At 72.2% G+C, this 15,584-nt stretch carries 16 protein-coding genes; 11 read left to right on the top strand and 5 right to left on the bottom strand.

Annotated features, from left to right (window positions below; translation table 11 throughout):
• Window positions 1-91: 91 nt before the first annotated feature.
• Both KGS77_RS25915 and KGS77_RS25910 read left to right on the top strand, forming a co-directional pair.
• Window positions 92-1,951, top strand: a complete 1,860-nt coding sequence (locus KGS77_RS25915; protein WP_242585473.1) for an alkaline phosphatase D family protein — start codon at window positions 92-94, stop codon at window positions 1,949-1,951.
• Between the two features lie 568 nt (window positions 1,952-2,519).
• Complete coding sequence (locus tag KGS77_RS25910) at window positions 2,520-2,993, top strand: DoxX family protein (RefSeq protein WP_242585472.1); 474 nt, start codon at window positions 2,520-2,522, stop codon at window positions 2,991-2,993.
• 209 nt (window positions 2,994-3,202) lie between these two features.
• On the opposite strand, the gene KGS77_RS25905 is transcribed toward KGS77_RS25910, so the two are convergent.
• A complete protein-coding gene (locus KGS77_RS25905; protein ID WP_242585471.1) occupies window positions 3,203-3,802 on the bottom strand; it encodes a superoxide dismutase family protein in 600 nt (199 codons plus the stop codon).
• Between the two features lie 504 nt (window positions 3,803-4,306).
• Between KGS77_RS25905 and KGS77_RS25900 the strand changes: the two genes are divergently transcribed.
• Window positions 4,307-4,969, top strand: coding sequence for a VTT domain-containing protein (locus KGS77_RS25900; protein ID WP_242585470.1), 663 nt, complete (start codon window positions 4,307-4,309; stop codon window positions 4,967-4,969).
• Window positions 4,970-5,064: 95 nt separating this feature from the next.
• On the opposite strand, the gene KGS77_RS25895 is transcribed toward KGS77_RS25900, so the two are convergent.
• Window positions 5,065-6,039, bottom strand: coding sequence for a WYL domain-containing protein (locus KGS77_RS25895; protein ID WP_242585469.1), 975 nt, complete (start codon window positions 6,037-6,039; stop codon window positions 5,065-5,067).
• Between the two features lie 63 nt (window positions 6,040-6,102).
• Between KGS77_RS25895 and KGS77_RS25890 the strand changes: the two genes are divergently transcribed.
• Together KGS77_RS25890 and KGS77_RS25885 are read left to right on the top strand one after the other, a co-directional pair.
• The gene (locus KGS77_RS25890) at window positions 6,103-6,456 is read left to right on the top strand and encodes a nuclear transport factor 2 family protein (protein ID WP_242585468.1); all 354 of its coding nucleotides are present in this window, start codon (window positions 6,103-6,105) and stop codon (window positions 6,454-6,456) included.
• A 106-nt stretch (window positions 6,457-6,562) separates the two neighbouring features.
• Window positions 6,563-7,072 carry an N-acetyltransferase gene (locus tag KGS77_RS25885; RefSeq protein WP_242585467.1) on the top strand — a complete coding sequence of 170 codons (510 nt, stop codon included), beginning with the start codon at window positions 6,563-6,565 and terminating at the stop codon, window positions 7,070-7,072.
• Between the two features lie 116 nt (window positions 7,073-7,188).
• Here the strand turns inward: KGS77_RS25885 and KGS77_RS25880 are convergent, their stop codons facing one another.
• Complete coding sequence (locus KGS77_RS25880) at window positions 7,189-8,181, bottom strand: universal stress protein (protein ID WP_242587686.1); 993 nt, start codon at window positions 8,179-8,181, stop codon at window positions 7,189-7,191.
• 287 nt (window positions 8,182-8,468) lie between these two features.
• Between KGS77_RS25880 and KGS77_RS25875 the strand changes: the two genes are divergently transcribed.
• Window positions 8,469-9,692: a class I SAM-dependent methyltransferase gene (locus tag KGS77_RS25875; RefSeq protein WP_242585466.1), complete on the top strand. Its 1,224-nt coding sequence runs from the start codon at window positions 8,469-8,471 to the stop codon at window positions 9,690-9,692.
• A 3-nt stretch (window positions 9,693-9,695) separates the two neighbouring features.
• A complete protein-coding gene (locus tag KGS77_RS25870) occupies window positions 9,696-10,469 on the top strand; it encodes a nucleoside/nucleotide kinase family protein (protein WP_242585465.1) in 774 nt (257 codons plus the stop codon).
• A gap of 102 nt (window positions 10,470-10,571) precedes the next feature.
• On the opposite strand, the gene KGS77_RS25865 is transcribed toward KGS77_RS25870, so the two are convergent.
• A complete protein-coding gene (locus tag KGS77_RS25865; protein WP_242585463.1) occupies window positions 10,572-12,104 on the bottom strand; it encodes a glycosyltransferase family 39 protein in 1,533 nt (510 codons plus the stop codon).
• Window positions 12,105-12,348: 244 nt separating this feature from the next.
• Between KGS77_RS25865 and KGS77_RS25860 the strand changes: the two genes are divergently transcribed.
• The 4 genes from KGS77_RS25860 (at window position 12,349) to KGS77_RS25845 (ending at window position 14,999) form a co-directional block, all read left to right on the top strand.
• A complete protein-coding gene (locus tag KGS77_RS25860; RefSeq protein WP_242585461.1) occupies window positions 12,349-12,876 on the top strand; it encodes a helix-turn-helix domain-containing protein in 528 nt (175 codons plus the stop codon).
• Window positions 12,873-13,727 (top strand): alpha/beta fold hydrolase, encoded by an 855-nt coding sequence (locus tag KGS77_RS25855; RefSeq protein ID WP_242585459.1) that lies wholly within the window; start codon window positions 12,873-12,875, stop codon window positions 13,725-13,727. Before KGS77_RS25860 ends, KGS77_RS25855 begins: the two co-directional genes overlap by 4 nt.
• A 174-nt stretch (window positions 13,728-13,901) precedes the next feature.
• Window positions 13,902-14,093 (top strand): hypothetical protein, encoded by a 192-nt coding sequence (locus KGS77_RS25850; RefSeq protein WP_242585456.1) that lies wholly within the window; start codon window positions 13,902-13,904, stop codon window positions 14,091-14,093.
• A 108-nt stretch (window positions 14,094-14,201) separates the two neighbouring features.
• Window positions 14,202-14,999: a PE-PGRS family protein gene (locus KGS77_RS25845; protein ID WP_347404529.1), complete on the top strand. Its 798-nt coding sequence runs from the start codon at window positions 14,202-14,204 to the stop codon at window positions 14,997-14,999.
• Window positions 15,000-15,232: 233 nt separating this feature from the next.
• Here the strand turns inward: KGS77_RS25845 and KGS77_RS25840 are convergent, their stop codons facing one another.
• The gene (locus KGS77_RS25840) at window positions 15,233-15,571 is read right to left on the bottom strand and encodes a zf-HC2 domain-containing protein (RefSeq protein ID WP_242585453.1); all 339 of its coding nucleotides are present in this window, start codon (window positions 15,569-15,571) and stop codon (window positions 15,233-15,235) included.
• Window positions 15,572-15,584: the final 13 nt, after the last annotated feature.

The following is a 15,584-nucleotide window of genomic DNA, read 5'->3' as shown; positions in this document are numbered from 1 at the left end:
GGTTGTCCCGCGCGTACGTGACTCGCGGTCAACTCCTATCCTCTGAGCACGACATACGGGCGCACGTGCCCGTATAAGGGGAGGGTCGTCGATGGCCGGGTTACGTCTGGGACCGCTGCTGCGGTATGTGGACGAGGACAGTGCGACGGTATGGGTCGAGACGGACCGGCCGTGCGAGGTGCATGTCCGGTGCGACAGCGGCGCGGGCGGCGCGGAACGCACGTGGCAGGTGGCCGGGCACCACTACGCGCTGGTCCCGGTCACGGGGCTGACGCCGGGCGACGAGACACCGTACCGCGTCCTGCTGGACGGGCAGGAGGTGTGGCCGCTGCCCGACGGCCGCTTTCCGGCCAGCACGATCCGTACGCTGCCGGCGTCCACAGGGCCCCAGGAAGGCAACGGGCCCGGGCAGGCGCAGCGTTCCGAGCTGCGTATCGCTTTCGGGTCCTGCCGCTGGTCGGCGCCGCCCGCGGACTCCTCGCACGACCCGATCGGACCGGACGCCCTGAATGCGCTGGCCCATGCCCTGAGTTCCGATCCCGGCCGCGACCGCCCCGATGTGCTGATCCTGCTGGGTGACCAGGTTTACGCCGACCAGACCTCGGACGCGACCGCCCGGCTGCTCGCCGAGCACCGCGACCTCTCGCAGCCGCCGTGGAAACAGGTGGCCAACTATGAGGAGTACACCCACCTCTATTACGAGTCCTGGCTCGACCCGGAGGTGCGCTGGCTGCTCTCCACCGTCCCGACCTGCATGATCTTCGACGACCACGACGTCATCGACGACTGGAACACCTCCGCCGCCTGGCTGACGCGGATGCGCGCGACCTCCTGGTGGCGGGAGCGCGTCATGGGCGGCCTGATGTCCTATTGGGTGCACCAGCACCTGGGGAACCTCTCGCCCGCCGAGCTGGCCCGCGACGAGCTGTACGTACGGGTGCGCGACCTGCCGGACGGCACGGAACTCGTACGGGAGTTCGCGACGGCCGCGGACGCCGAGCCGGCCTGCGCCCGCTGGAGCTACCGCCGCGACTTCGGGCGGGTGCGGCTGATCATGGTCGACACCCGCGCCAACCGTGTCCTGGACGAAGGGCGGCGCGGGATGCTCGACCCGGCCGAGATGAAGTGGCTGCGGCAGGAGGCGCTGGCCGACCGGGGATCGTACGACCATCTCCTGATCGGCAGTTCGCTGCCGTGGCTGCTGCCGCACCTGATACACGACGTGGAAGGGTGGAACGCCGCGCTGTGCGGCGGAAAGCGGGGCGCGGGCTGGGCCCGGCGGAGCGAGACGCTGCGCCAGCGGGCCGACCTGGAGCACTGGGCGGCCTTCCCGGAGTCCTTCGAGGCGCTGACCGAGCTGATCACCGAGGCGGCGAGCGGGGAGGCGGCGCCCGCCACGGTGTGCGTACTGTCCGGCGATGTGCACCACGCGTACGTGGCCGAGCCGTTGTGGCCCGGTGACGCGGGCGGGCCCGGGAAGGGCGACGCCTTTGACGGCGGTGGCGCGTCCGGCGATGGCGCGTCCGACATGGGCGCCTCCGGCAGCGGCGGCGTCCGCAGGAGCCGGGTGTTTCAGCTCACCTGTTCCCCCGTGCACAACAGCATCCCCGCGTCGGTCCGGGCCGGTTTCCGCTTCGGCTGGAGCCGTACGGGCCGTCGGCTGGGCAAGGTGCTGGCCCGGCACGGACGGCTGCCGCGGCCGTCCGTGGAGTGGCGGCGTACGGGCGGGCCGTGGTTCGGCAATCAGCTCATGACGCTGACGCTGCGCGGGCGGGCGGCGGACCTGCGGCTGGACCACGCACGAGCGGAGCAACAGGATCCGGAGCGGATGGTGGCGGTCTGGCACCATGCGCTCTCGGAAGCGGTCGAAACCGACGACACGGACAACAGAGGCGGGAAGGACGAAAAGGAGAACAAGGGCGATACGGGTCGGACTCCTCTGTATCAGTGATACAGAGGAGCTGCGGGCCCCCTCTTGGCACGCCATGGCTTCGCAGGTCGCTCTCTTCACCGACGACACCGTTCCGTGCGCGGGCCCGGTGCCGGGATCTGGCCACTGACCGCCAAAGAGGTGGAGCCGGCCCACTACGAGGCGCTGCCGCGGGAGCGCACGTCAGGAGGTCCGCACCAGCCGGGTGACGGGCCGCACGCGTCCCTGGAAGGGCGGCGCGCCGGGCCCCTTGACGCGCGGCCCGTGGAGGATTTCCGGGGGCGGTTTCCGGCCACCGCGCACGGGAGCCCGAAGGGAGGCGGAGGTGCTGGCCGCGTTCCGGATCGCCTCATGGGAGCACTGGGGCCGGAAGGCGGCCCGCCAAGTGACGGCCGCGGGCGCACGGCTGTGCCGTGGGGTCGGTGACGCCGGCCGATACCGACGCGGCGGCACGGGCGGCTCTTGCGGCCACGGCCGTTTTGGGCCAACGGCCCTATATGGCCAGATGTTGAACTTGCAAGTATTGATTAGGTCTCCCTAACCTGGACCCCTCATCGGCTTTCGTCCCCAAGTCCGTAGGAGTCCCACCATGTCCGCCCCTCTCACCGATTTCACCGAAAAATCCACCCCCCACGTCCTGTCCCTGTTCCGCGTCGTCGTCGGCCTGCTCTTCGCCTGCCACGGCGCCGCCTCCCTGTTCGGCGTGCTCGGTGGCGCCATGGGCGGCAACGGCAGCACCGTCCCGACGGGCACCTGGCCCGGCTGGTACGCCGCCGTCATCCAGCTCGTCGGCGGTGTCCTGGTGGCGCTGGGACTGGGCACCCGCGTGGCCGCCCTGATCAGCTCCGGCTCCATGGCCTACGCGTACTTCTCCGTCCACGCGGGCGGGGGCCTGTGGCCGATACAGAACGGTGGCGAGCTGTCCGCGCTGTTCTGCTGGGCGTTCCTGCTGATCGTCTTCACCGGCCCCGGCCCCTGGTCGCTGGACCGCGCCCTCTTCGGCGAGCAGCGGCGGGCGCGGAGCGCCACCGCCGAGACCCGGCGCGAGCCGACCGCCGCCTGACCTCGCGGCGCTTTCCCGCGGTCCGGTAGCGAACTCTCGAACTCTCTCTCATACGGCGTACGGGCTCCCGCAGGATCACGGGAGCCCGTACGCCCTTTGATTCTGTGCTCGGTTTCGGTGCTCGGTTTCGGTGCTCGGTTTCTGTGCGCGCCCCGTTATTCCGGTGCTCGCCCCTGTTATTTCAGTGCGCGCATCCGTCCGGCGTCCGGTCAGCGGCCCGCCTGCCCGAAGGGGACCGTCACACAGGCCACCCGCTTGCCCGCCTCCCCCGCCTCACCGGGCCCGGTCGCGGTCCTCCGCGCATGGATCACGACCGATTGGGCCTCGCCCGCACGGAAGTGCCAGTTGTGCGAGGACTTGGCACTGCCCTTCCCGTCGGCGTCCGTGGTGAAGTCCAGCCACGCCTCGTTCTTGGCGTTGGCGTAGGCCGGGTCCACCGAGGGCTCCTTGGGATCTTTACGGTCCTGGTAGTGCGTCCCGGACTCCGCCGGCTGCCGGCCGCAGGGCCGGGTGTGCACATGCGCCCCGTACGCACGGTTCGGCTGCAGCCCGCTCACCTCCAGCGTGACCTCGGTGCTTTCGGTACGCGCTTCCTCGGTGACCGTGACCTGGGAGGACGCGGGCACCAGCTTGGTGTTGTAGGTCACCGCCTTGGTCAGCACGGGCCCGTCCGCCGGCGAGAACTGTGTCGTCGAGCGCGCCGTGTAATGGCTGTCGCCCTCCGCCGCGGCCGTCGGCACGGAAGCCGAGGCCAGCGCCGCCATCACCGCGCCCGCGGCGGCCACGGCACTCGCCGCCCTGACGACCACAGCTCTGCCCCTCCCCCTCTGTTCCCCGGCACCCCGCGCCGTTTCCGCCGCCATCCCCGTCGCCACCCGCTTCATCGCTCGTCCCACTGAACCGCTCCTTCCATCGGTAGTGCCACCCAGTCGCTCCGATGTGATCACGTGGAGCGCGCATTACGGCACATACCGTTCCCGTCCGGCGACTTTTATGCCGCGTCTCTGGTCTGTTCGGGTGACATGAACCACCCGGAGCGCCGAAAAGGGCCCTGGAAAGGGGATCCGGGGAGGGGCCTGGGGAGGGGCCTGGGGAGGGGCTTGAGGAGAAGCCCGAAGACTCCCGGAGCCAACACCTGAAGACACCCGGCGACACCTGAAGACCCCGAAGCCGACCGGTTTCGGGTGATATCAACAACACATCGCGCCCCGGCCCGCCCACTACCCCCACTCAGGCGTACGCTGTATGGCTGTAGCGCCGCCCCAGCCGCCCCACGCGACGTCGCGGCAGGGGTTCGGACCGGGAGCAGAACGTTGTTGGAAAGCCTGGGGTCCTTCAGTGACTCCCCGTGGATCTTCGCGATCATCGGGCTCTCCGTGATCCTCGATGTCTTCGTGCCCATCCTGCCCAGCGGCGTGCTGGTGATCACCGCGGCCACCACGGCCGCCGGGACCCAGACCGCCGCCGGAGCGGTAGGCGTCGCCGGGTCCGTACGGGGCGGTGCGGACGTCCCGGAAATGCTCGCCCTGGTCCTGTGCGCCGCCACCGCGTCCGTACTGGGCGACATGGTCGCCTACCGCCTCGCCTGGCGCGGCGGCGACCGCTTCGACCGGGCCATCGCCCGCTCCCGCCGCCTGACCGCCGCGCAGGAACGACTCGGCGCCGCGCTCACACGGGGCGGCGGCGGCATCGTCGTACTGGCCCGCTTCGCACCGGCCGGCCGCTCCGTGGTCAGTCTGGGCGCGGGCGTCGCCCACCGTACGGTCCGGGAGTTCCTGCCCTGGTCGGCGCTGGCCGGACTCGCCTGGGCCGCGTACAGCGTGTGCCTGGGGTACGTCGGCGGCCAGTGGCTCGGCGCGACCTGGGTGAGCACCGCCATCTCGGTCTTCGCCCTGTTCGCGGCCGGTTCCGCCGCCGTCTTCCTGATGCGCCGCCCGCAGCGCCGCGCGGCGTTCTCGGGCCCGGCCGGGGACTGAAACCCCAGCCGGTTGCGGCGCAGGGCGAAGTACGGCGAAGGGCGAAGTACGGCGAAGGCCGACCGCCGGCGGATCCGCCCGCTTGGCGGCTGCTCTCAGGAGGGCAGTCCGTAACGGGCGGCGAGCGCGGCGGCGCGGTCGCGCAGGCAGTCGCGCAACCACTGCGGAGCCAGGGCTTCCGCGTCCGCGCCGAGGTGCCACATCGCCCATTCGGCATGTCTGGGATCTTGGAAGGTCACCTCCAGCCGCAGCCGGCCGTCCGCATCGGTTTCCTCTGCGAGGACGGCCAGCGCGGTGCCCACCACGTCCTCCCGCCGCGCCGGGTCCATCCGTACCAGCACGGTGACTTGATCGCCGCCGGTCCGGAACCGTGTGCTGCGTTCCTGCCAGGCCCGGCCCAGATCGACCCGGTCCGGCCGCTGTGCCGGTTCGGCGAGTTCCTCGGCGGCCAGGATGCGGGACAGCCGGTAGGTACGGTCCGCGCCCGTCCGCGTGGCCAGCAAGTAACCCTGGTCGCGTACGGTGACCAGGCCGATCGGGTCCACGGTGCGCCACTTCGGGGCCTGCTCCACGGCCGCGTAATGGATGCGCAGCTTGTGCCCGGCGAACACCGCGCGCCGCACCTCGGCCACGATCGTGTCGGGCACCTCCTCGGCAACCAGTCGACGCGAGAGGAGGTCGGTCTCCGGATCGATGAGCAGTCGCCGAGCCGCGCCGGCCGCGGTGGCCCGATAGCTCTCCGGCAGCGCGTCAACGACCTTGCGCAGGGCCGAAGCGAGCGCCGGGCCGAGTCCGAATACCTGCGCGCCGCGCCGCGAACCGGCGACCAGCAGCGCGAGCGCCTCGTCGTGGTTCAGTCCGGTCAGCTCGGTGTGGAAACCGGGCAGCAGCGCAAAACCGCCGTGCCGACCGCGCTCGGCGTAGACCGGGACGCCGGCCGCGGACAGTGCCTCGATGTCGCGCAGCACGGTGCGGGTGGACACCTCCAGCTCGCGGGCCAGCGCGGTCGCGGACAGCCGGCCGTGCTGGCGCAGCAGGAGTACCAGCGATACCAACCGGTCGGCGCGCACCCGAAAAGCCTATAGGGAATACGTGACACAGGGTGTCGTGTATTCGTTGGGAGGCTTGTCGGCATGACAAACAAGGAAGTGGCCACCGAGCCGAACGACCTGGGCAAGTACTTCATCGAGCGCGCCAACGCGGGGGACGTCGACGGGCTGGTGGCGCTGTACGAGCCGGACGCCGTGCTGGCGTTCCCACCGGGCAGCCTCGCGTCCGGACATGCGGAGATCCGCAAGGTGTACGAGCAGTTCGTCGCGGCGGCGCCGGTGCTCTCGCCGGGCAGGCAGCACCCGGCGCTGGTGACCGGCGACGTGGCGATGACAGCGGCCACGCAGACCAACGGCGACGTGTCCGTCGAGATAGCCCGTCGCCAGCCGGACGGGACGTGGCTGTGGGTCACGGACCAGCCGGCACTCGCGCGGTAGCGGGGCCGTAGCCGGGCCGTAGAGGGGCAGCGGTGGGCCGGCCGGGTGCCGCGGTGTCCGCCGGCCGACGGGGTTGGCGTTCCGGGGCCGTGGCACCATGGCGCACATGGACATCTGGCAGGTCAGGCCCGAGACCTCAGCGGACATCCCGGCCGTTCGCCGGGTGAATCTCGCCGCCTTCGAGACGGCCGCCGAGGCTGATCTCGTCGACGCGCTGCGCCGGGATCCGGCGGCCCGGCTGCCAGGTCTGTCGTACGTCGCCGAGGCGGCGGACGGCACGGTGGCCGCGCACGCGCTGCTCACCCGGTGCCACGTGGGCGAGGCGAGCGCCGTCGCGCTGGCGCCGTGCGCCGTACTGCCCGAGTGGCAGAAGCGGGGTGTGGGCGGCGCCGTCATACGGGCGCTGCTGGACGCGGCGCGGGCGGCCGGCGAGCGGACCGCGATCGTGCTCGGGCACCCCTCGTACTACCCGCGTTTCGGTTTCGAGCCGGCCTCGCGGTTCGGGATCCTGGCGCCGCAGGAGTGGCCGGACGAGGCGTTCATGGCGCTGTCCCTGGACGGCTCCGAGCCCCCGCGCGGCACGGTGCGCTACGCGGAGGCGTTCGGCATCCGGTGAGTCCGGTGGGCGGTACCTGGTGAGTCCGGCGGGCGGTGGCCGCGGTGGCCGGTTGCCGGCTGCCGGTTGCCGTGGGGCGCCAGGTCACGCGTCGTCGCGCGTCGCGGCCCTCGGGCTCAGGGCTGCGGCGCGGCGGGCGGGCCGGCGGCCGGGGCGGGCACGACCGCGATCGGGCACAGGGCGTGCAGCAGTACGGCGTGCGTCACCGAGCCGAGGCGGCGGCCCACCGGCAGCCGCCGGCGGTGCCGGGCGACGACCAGCAGATCGCTGTCCTTCGACGCCTCGACCAGTTGGCCGGCGGCGTCCGCGTCCCGCAGCGTGATCTCGACCGCCACCTCGGGATGCCGGTCGCGGTACGGCGCCAGGGCCTCCGCCAGCCGCTTGGCCAGCGCGTCCTCGTACTCCTGCTGCGTGCCCTCGTACGCTGCCGTGTACTCGAAGGCGGGCGGCGTGAGCATCGGCCAGGAGTAGCCGCAGACGACGTCGAGACGGGCCGCGCGCCGGCTCGCCTCCTCGAAGGCGAAGCCGATCGCTCCCGGCTCGTCGGAGGTGGCGTCGATGCCCAGCGTGATCCGGCCGGCGGCGGGACGGCGGGCCTCGCCGCCCAAGGTGTCTGCGCCCAAGGCACCCCCGCTCAAAGCGTCCCCGCCCGAAGTGCCTTGCTCGGCGGCGTGCCCGGGGGCGCCGCCGCGGTCCGGCCGCGGCACCACCACGACCGGCGCGGCGGAGTGCGCGGCGCAGGCCAGACCGTTGGAGCCGAGCAGCAGGCTGGCGAATCCACCGCGTCCGCGCGAGCCCAGCACGAGCAGTTGGGCCTCGTCGCCCAGCGCGGGCAGCACGGTGTCGGTCAGGCCGCTCAGGCCGCGAAAGGTGATCTCGGGCAGTCCGCCGCCGGCGCCCCGCCGCACCAGCTTCCCGCGCAGTTCGTCCAGTACGGGATCGCCCTCACCGGTCGCGGTGACGGCGGCCTCCGGCGGGGACGCGTACGGCCAGGCGTGGACGACCTGGAGTGGCGCCGAACGCAGCCGTGCCGCCTCGATGGCCCAGTGCAACGCCCGCTCGCTGTCCGGGGATCCGTCCACCGCGACGATGACCGGCAAAGTGTCCAGGTACGGCATGCATTCCTCCGTATGAGCGATATGGGTTATGTGGGCGGCGGTCGGGACCGTAGCAGCACGGGGCCCGCATGGCCGGGCTCCCCTCGGTCCGTACGGCCTGGGCGCGGGCCGGGCCCCGGGCACGGAGTAAAGTCGGACGTCACCGCCTCCTCCCCGCACAGGAAACACCTTGCCGCGATCACCGGGATCAATCCCGGCCACCGGCTCCCGGTGTGCCGGCCACCGTTTTCCGGACCCCGCGGGAAGAGGCTCGAACCACTACCACGAGGCGCACATCGGTGAACTCCCCGGCGGTCGTTGAATGGATCGAGGCCGACCAGGCCCGCTCCGCTCGTTGGCGTTCCGAGAGCGGGGCCCCGCCACCGCGCCGGGTGGTCGTCGCGGACGACCGTATGAAGGCCGACGCCGCGTACAAACTGGCGTGTGAGGGCACCGCGCTGCTGTGGCGCGGTGACTTCCACAACGCGCGCCAGTTGCTGACGGCGCTGGCCCGGCGCATCGACCGGCGCCCGCGCAAGCAGCCCCCGGCCGATCCCGCGCGGGCCTTCCACCTCCACCGCGCGGCCCAGAGCCAGCGCGCCCGCATCCTGGGCATGCTGCTGGTCCCCCTCGACCCCGGCTACGTCGTCCCGCTGCACCGCGCTCCCGACGTACGCCAGGCATGCGCCCAGGCGTACGGAACCGAAGGCGGGCACGGAACCGGAGACGGGGAGAGGCACGGGGACGGAGCCGGGAACGGTGACGGAGCCGAGCAAGCGAGCGGCGGAGGCCAGGAGGCGGCGCTGGTCTCGCTGCGCGAACTGCTCGGACTGATCGGCGCGTACGAGTGGCGGAAGAAGGGCGTGGAGATCCCGGCGCTCGGCGGCGACCGCGTCCATCCGTACTACGGCGTCTTCTCCCCCGTACGCGGCGAATACGTCGACCTGGTGGCCCGCGCTCCGCTGCCCGCGACGGATCCCGCCATCGCCTTCGACATCGGTACGGGCACGGGCGTGCTGGCCGCGGTGCTGGCCCGGCGCGGCGTCCGGCGGATCGTGGCCACCGACCAGGATCCCCGCGCGCTGGCGTGTGCCCGCGAGAACGCCGGGCGGCTCGGCGTCGCCGGACAGGTCGAGGTCGTCCGGGCCGATCTCTTCCCGGCCGGCCGCGCGCCCCTGGTCGTCTGCAATCCGCCCTGGGTACCGGCCAAACCGACCTCCCCGGTGGAGTACGCGGTCTACGACCCGGGCAGCCGGATGCTCCGCGGCTTCCTCGACGGCCTGGCGGACCACCTCGAACCGGGCGGAGAGGGCTGGCTGATCCTCTCCGACCTCGCCGAACACCTCGGTCTGCGTCCGCGTGCGGAGCTGCTGTCCGCCTTCGAGTCGGCCGGGCTGACGGTACGGGACCGGCTGGACATCGCCCCCCGCCACCCGCGCGCCCGCGACACCTCCGATCCGCTGCACGCGGCCCGCGCGGCGGAGGTGACGTCGTTGTGGCGGCTGGGCGCCGCGGCGGGCTGAGCCATGACCACCACCAGGAGCGCTTCGACCCACCCCGCACAGCCGTCATGCTTGGAGGACCTCCTCGCCCGGGCCCGGCGGCTGGCCGCCTCGGCGACGCCCTCGCGCAGGCGGCTGCTCGGCATCGCCGGACCGCCGGGCGCCGGCAAGTCCACCCTGGCCGCCCGCCTGGTGGCGGAACTGGCCGGCTCTTGTGCCCTCGTACCGATGGACGGCTTCCATCTCGCCGAGGCGGAGCTGCGGCGGCTGGGCCGTACGGAACGCAAGGGGGCCCCGGACACCTTCGACGCGGCCGGGTACGCCGCCCTGCTCGCCCGCCTGCGCGCTCCGGAGCCGGACACCCTCGTGTACGCCCCGGCTTTCGACCGGCGCATCGAGGAGCCGGTCGCCGGGAGCATCCCCGTACCGCCGGACCTCCCGCTCGTCGTCACGGAGGGCAACTACCTGCTGCTGGAGGACGGTCCGTGGGCGCGGGTGCGTCCGCTGCTGGACGAGGTCTGGTACGTGGAGCTGGACGGGGCCGAGCGGGTACGGCGGCTGATCGACCGCCATGAACGTTTCGGCAAGCCCCGGGAGCGGGCCGAACGGTTCGTGTACGACTCGGACGAGGCCAATGCCCGTACGGTCGAGGCCGGGCGCAGGCGTGCGGACCTCGTGGTCGGCTTCGCCCCTGGTGAGGCACCGGCTCCGCTGGAAGAGCCCGCTCCTTTGAAGGTGGCGGCGCCCCTGGAGGAGCAGGCGCCTGCCGAGAGGGCGGCGAAAGGCGAAGGCCCGTAACTGCGTTTCGACGCGCGGCTCGTGACTCCGGCCGTGGGCGCGGCCCGTAACTGCGGCCGTGGGCGCGGGCCCGTACCTGTGTGCCGTCCCGTGCGCGCGACCTCAGTGCGTCCTTTCATAGACCTCTATGCGTCGTCCGCGCGTCGTCACATCGGTGATGCGCTCGAAGTGCTCGGCGAGCACGCTCAGTTTGAGCCGCTCGGCGGCCGTGGCCTGTTCCGGGCGGGGCGTTTGGGGATCGGTCACCAGGACGATCCGGGATCGGGCGAGCATGGCGGCCCGGATGTGGTCGGGCGCGCTCTCGATGCCCTTGATCGTGCCGGAGGCCGCCGGGTCCTCGTCCAGCGCGAGATCCTCCAGGTCGGCGAAGGCCCTGGGGGTGACCAGTGCCGTGTCGCGCCGGGCGGCCGGCAGGAAGACCACACCGTCGCCCGAGCGGGAGTGTGCGGCGACCACCACCGCCGAGCTCATGACGTCGTCGACCCGGCTGTCCGGCCGGCGCAGGCCGAGTTCCACGGGCAGCAGCGCCACCAGCGCCGTCACCGTCACGCCCCCGAGCAGCACCCCCTTGCGTACACGGGCGGACCGGGGATTCCCCCGTGGCCGCTCCGGGTTCTTGCGGTCCCTGAGTGCGTGGAGTGCCTGGACGGCCCCGCTCAGTCCGACGCCGAGGAGCAGGGCGAAACCGATGTTGGTGTAGAGCACGTACCGGTCGATGTAGAGCGGTTCGATCAGGCTGAGGAGCAGCAGAACGCCCTGCGGTACGGCGAGCAGGGGCAGGCCGACCGAGGCCGGGGACATCGCCGGCGCACCGCCGCCCGGGACGGTCGGCACGCCTGGCCCGTACGGAACGCGGGCACAGATCAACGCCACGACCAGCAGGGAGGCGACGCCCACGTACGTGGACACGCCGGTGGGCCGGATCCACGCCACCTGGCCCGCCTGCGCGCGGCTGGCGAGGACCAGCGGCAGCGCGCCCGCGACCACCACCGCCGCGCACAGCGACCACGGCGCCAGAAAGGGGCGGTGGCCGCGGCGACGGGCCATCAGCGCGGTCAGGGCATGGGCGGGCAGGGCGAAGAGGGAGAACCAGTTGAGCAGCGCGGCGGTGAGCATGGCCGCGGTGTAACCGGCCCAGCGCCACCACCGGTCCCGCGACCCCACCAGCAGCCAGGTGGCCACCGCCACCGCAGCCGCCACCATCGCGTAACCACGCCCTTCCTGGGCGTAGCGCTGGACGTTGGGAATCACCGCGAACACCAGCCCCGCCGTCAGCCCGGCCCACGGCCCGGCCAGGCGGCGGCCGATGGCCGCGACGGCCGCCGTGGCGACCATCATGGCCAGCACCGAAGGCATGCGCAGTGTGTACACGTTGACGCCGAAGACCTCGAAGACGCCGTGCATGAGCACGTAGTAGAGGCCGTGGACGACATCGACCTCCGCGAGCATGTGCCATATCTGTGCGACGGAGCGCTGTGCCACCTGCCAGGTCACGGCCTCGTCCCGCCAGACGCTGTCCTCGCGGGTGATGCCCCACAGGCCGAGCGCGAGGGTCAGGAGCGCGGGAGGTACCGGCACGGCTATGCGGCGGGTAAGGCTGCGCGAGGTGACGAACAAAGCACGTTCAACGGGCATTTGCGGCACTTTACACTTCACGCACACAACACACATGAAGCCACTTTTCCGAGCACAGCACCCTGTGCCCCGCCACCCACGGCACGCGCCATCTTACGTAGCCCGACGCCCCGCCCTTCCGGTCCCTCCGGCGGCACAGGCAGAAGGAGACCGGCAACCGACTTCGTCAACAAAACAGGGCAGTGCGGAAATTGATGTGCCCAGCCCCTGTGCAAAACGACATCGCCGATGTCATCATGACATCATGAGTGTCAGCCAGGCGGGGAGCGGTCCCGCCTCTCCCGAGCACCTCGCGTACGAGGTGATCCGCCGTCTGTGGCCCCTGCACCGGACGGTGGTACGGGCCGTGGAGCGTGAGCTGACCGGCACGGGCATGACCGCCGGCGAGCACGCCCTTCTGGACGCCCTGCGCACCGGCGGCCCGCGCACGGTGCCGCAACTGGCCCGTGCGCTGGAGCTGGACCGCCAGCCCGTACAGCGCTGGGTGAACCACGCGACGGATCTGGGCCTGGTGGAGTCGGCGCCGAACCCCGCCCACCGCCGGTCGGCGCTGATCCGGCTCACCGCGCACGGCAGCGACGTCATGGGCGCGGTACAGGGATTCGAGGCGACGGAGCTGCGGCACGCACTGGCCGATCTGACCGTGGAGGACATCACCACGACTCTGCGCGTACTGGACCGGATAGGCGACGAGTTCCGCCGGCTCGCCGCGCATCCGACCGCTCCCTCCCTCCCTTCCCCTCCCGCACCGACAGGACGGCACGGAGAATGACCCAAGGCATCCACGCCTGGCACGACGCCGAGGTCGAGAACGGCACCGCACCGGTCGACAACGGCGAGCTGTTCTACGAGATGGCGGGCGACGGCCCCGCGGTGGTGCTGCTGCACGGCGGAATGCTGGACCAGCGGATGTGGGACGAGCAGTTCGCCTGGCTGATCCGCTCCGGCCTGCGGGTGGTCCGCTACGACCACCGCGGGCACGGCCTGTCCTCGACCGTCGCCGGTGACTACGCCAACCACGACGACCTGCGCGCCCTCCTCACCTACCTGGGCATCCGGCGCGCCGCACTCGTCGGCCTCTCGCACGGCGCCCGAGTGGCACTGGACACCGCCCTGGCACATCCCGAGTACGTATCGGCGCTGGCCCTCGCCGCTCCCGGCATAAGCGGCACCACCTTCACCGACCCGTTCATCCTGCACCACATCAAGGAGCAGGTCGCCGCCATCGGCGCCCCGGACGGCGCGGAGCAGTACGTGGAGCACTTCCTGCGTATGTGGGTGGACGGTCCGCACCGCCCTGCGTCCGCGGTGGACCCCGCGCTGCGGGAACGGATCCGGGCCTCGGCCGATGCCAATATCGTGGCGCACGCGGGCGGTCTGGGGGCCGGCATGCCGATCGAGGTCGGTGCCGCCGACCGGCTGTCGGAGATCCGGGTGCCGACCCTGGTCCTGGACGGCGACCTGGACAGTACGGACATCTCCGCCAACGCCCATGCGATAGCCCTCGCCGTCCCCGGCGCCCGCCGCATACGGGTGCCGGGCGCGGGCCACATGGTGAACCTGGAGAACACCACCTGCTTTGACCAGGCGCTCCATGCCTTCCTGTCCTCACTCCCCCAGTGACCGGGCCGGACCGGGCCTGACCTCGGGGACCGCGTTCGCAGGCGGCCGGCCGATCCGCTCGACCTGCCCTCGCTCGCGGCCCGCGCCTCGGCCCTTCCGGGTCGGCTGGTTGCCGTCGAGGCACTGTGGGACGGTGACACGGTCCATGAGTGCTTCGTCCTGATGGTTGCGGTCATGGACGATCCGGCGGGAGAAGGCCACCTGGCGACCGTGTACAACCGGCCCGGCGGACGCCCGGCGGGTGCGGTGGCCGCCGAGGCGGGGCAGGCCCTCGCCGACCGCCTCGGGGTGCCGTTCCGCTTCGCCTCCCCGGATGTTCCCGACGACGGGGCTCCCCGCTGGAGGGCGGCCCGGCGCCTGTCCTGAGGGGAGCTGAGGCACCTGCTGTGGCCTGGGGGAGGCCCCTGACGTCCGGCGTCCGGGGCGGGGTGCAACGATGTGCGGGTCATGGTTGCGGGGCGTGTTCTCAGGGGCTTGCGGGCCGGGGTGTTCGCGGCGGTGTGTGTGCTGCTCGCCGCCCTCGGCCACGCGTCGATGTCCGACGCGCCCGTGCCCTGGTGGGTGGTGCTCGGCGCGATCGCCGTGACGGCGGGCGGGGCCTGGTGCCTGGCCGGCCGTGAGCGGGGCCCGCTCTTCGTGACCGCCCTGACCGTGAGCGCGCAGGCCGCGCTGCATACCGCCTTCTCCTTCGGCCAGTCGGTCATGGGCTGGACCGCCGGGAGGGGTGGAAGCGGCATGGGGGCCGGCGCCAGTGCCGGTGGCGGTAGCGGCGGCGGCGAGCAGATGTCGTCTGTGATGCGCTGGGCCGCGTCGTCGATGTGCGGGGCGGGCGCGGGGCCGGGGGCCTTGACCGGCACGGGGGCCGATCACATGGCGATGCATCATCACATGTCGTCGAGTCACCTGGCCGGCGTGGACGGCATGACTGGCATGGACGGCATGAGTGGCATGGACGGCATGGCGTCCATGGGAGACATGGCTTCCATGGGCGGGATGCACGGCAGTATGAGCGGGATGGCCGCGGCGCACCTGCTGGTGGCGTTGCTGAGCGCCTGGTGGCTGTGCGGCGGCGAACGGGCCGCGTTCCGGGTGGCACGTGCCGTCTCGGCCCGCGTGTTCATACCGCTGGTCGTCGTCTTCCGCGTGATGCTGCCCGTTGCGGCGCCGCCCGCCCGTACGGTGCGCCGCGAGCCCCGGCGGCCGTTGCGACAGCTCTTTCTCGTCCACGCCATCTGGCTGAGGGGTCCGCCTCAAGGGACCGCTGTCTGCTGACAGCGCGGTCACACCCAGGACGGCGCGCCGTGTTCCGTATGCGTGCACGAGGCCGTGCGGTCCTGGTCCCTGTTGTCGTCACCGGTCCCGCACACCGAAACACGTAACGCGCAGCACGCGGGGCCGGACTTCGCGAAGGACCCCTGATGATGACCCATGTCCGGACGCAGGCGTCACCGACGTCGCCGCCCGTTCTTGAAGATCTCGAAGAAGCACGTGAACCCGGGGAGGGCTCAGCCCGTGCGGTCGCCGTTCCCGGCGGCTGCCCGCCTGAGCCGTCCCAGCAGCGCGTCGAGCGCCTCCGTGCCGCCGTCGCCAACACCACCGCCGTCACCGGCACCACCGTCGTCACCGAGACCACCGTCGTCACCGAGACCACCGTCGTCACCGGCGCCGCGCGGTCCGCTCGTGGTCGCCACGAGCTGCCGGAGACGGACGGCCTGCCGCTCCCACGTACGGCACCGGGCACAGCCCGCCAGGTGGGCACCCAGGCTCCGGCCCGTGACACCCGCAGGGAGCTGTTCTCCGTCGAGTCGGGCGGAAAGGGCGGTTCGTATGCGCGAGCACTGCATGCGCCCATCCTCC

It is taken from the genome of Streptomyces sp. MST-110588 (assembly GCF_022695595.1).
Classification (GTDB): domain Bacteria; phylum Actinomycetota; class Actinomycetes; order Streptomycetales; family Streptomycetaceae; genus Streptomyces.
Note: the sequence above shows the minus strand (reverse complement) of the source record. Positions and strands in the feature narration are given on the sequence as shown.

Excerpts from the sequence above, each read along its gene's own strand:
- KGS77_RS25915 (WP_242585473.1), top strand. The coding sequence starts at position 92 with ATGGCCGGGTTACGTCTGGGACCGCTGCTGCGGTATGTGGACGAGGAC.
- KGS77_RS25910 (WP_242585472.1), top strand. The coding sequence starts at position 2,520 with ATGTCCGCCCCTCTCACCGATTTCACCGAAAAATCCACCCCCCACGTC.
- KGS77_RS25890 (WP_242585468.1), top strand. The coding sequence starts at position 6,103 with ATGACAAACAAGGAAGTGGCCACCGAGCCGAACGACCTGGGCAAGTAC.
- KGS77_RS25885 (WP_242585467.1), top strand. The coding sequence starts at position 6,563 with ATGGACATCTGGCAGGTCAGGCCCGAGACCTCAGCGGACATCCCGGCC.
- KGS77_RS25870 (WP_242585465.1), top strand. The coding sequence starts at position 9,696 with ATGACCACCACCAGGAGCGCTTCGACCCACCCCGCACAGCCGTCATGC.
- KGS77_RS25865 (WP_242585463.1), bottom strand. The coding sequence starts at position 12,104 with ATGCCCGTTGAACGTGCTTTGTTCGTCACCTCGCGCAGCCTTACCCGC.
- KGS77_RS25860 (WP_242585461.1), top strand. The coding sequence starts at position 12,349 with ATGAGTGTCAGCCAGGCGGGGAGCGGTCCCGCCTCTCCCGAGCACCTC.
- KGS77_RS25855 (WP_242585459.1), top strand. The coding sequence starts at position 12,873 with ATGACCCAAGGCATCCACGCCTGGCACGACGCCGAGGTCGAGAACGGC.
- KGS77_RS25850 (WP_242585456.1), top strand. The coding sequence starts at position 13,902 with ATGGACGATCCGGCGGGAGAAGGCCACCTGGCGACCGTGTACAACCGG.
- KGS77_RS25840 (WP_242585453.1), bottom strand. The coding sequence starts at position 15,571 with ATGCAGTGCTCGCGCATACGAACCGCCCTTTCCGCCCGACTCGACGGA.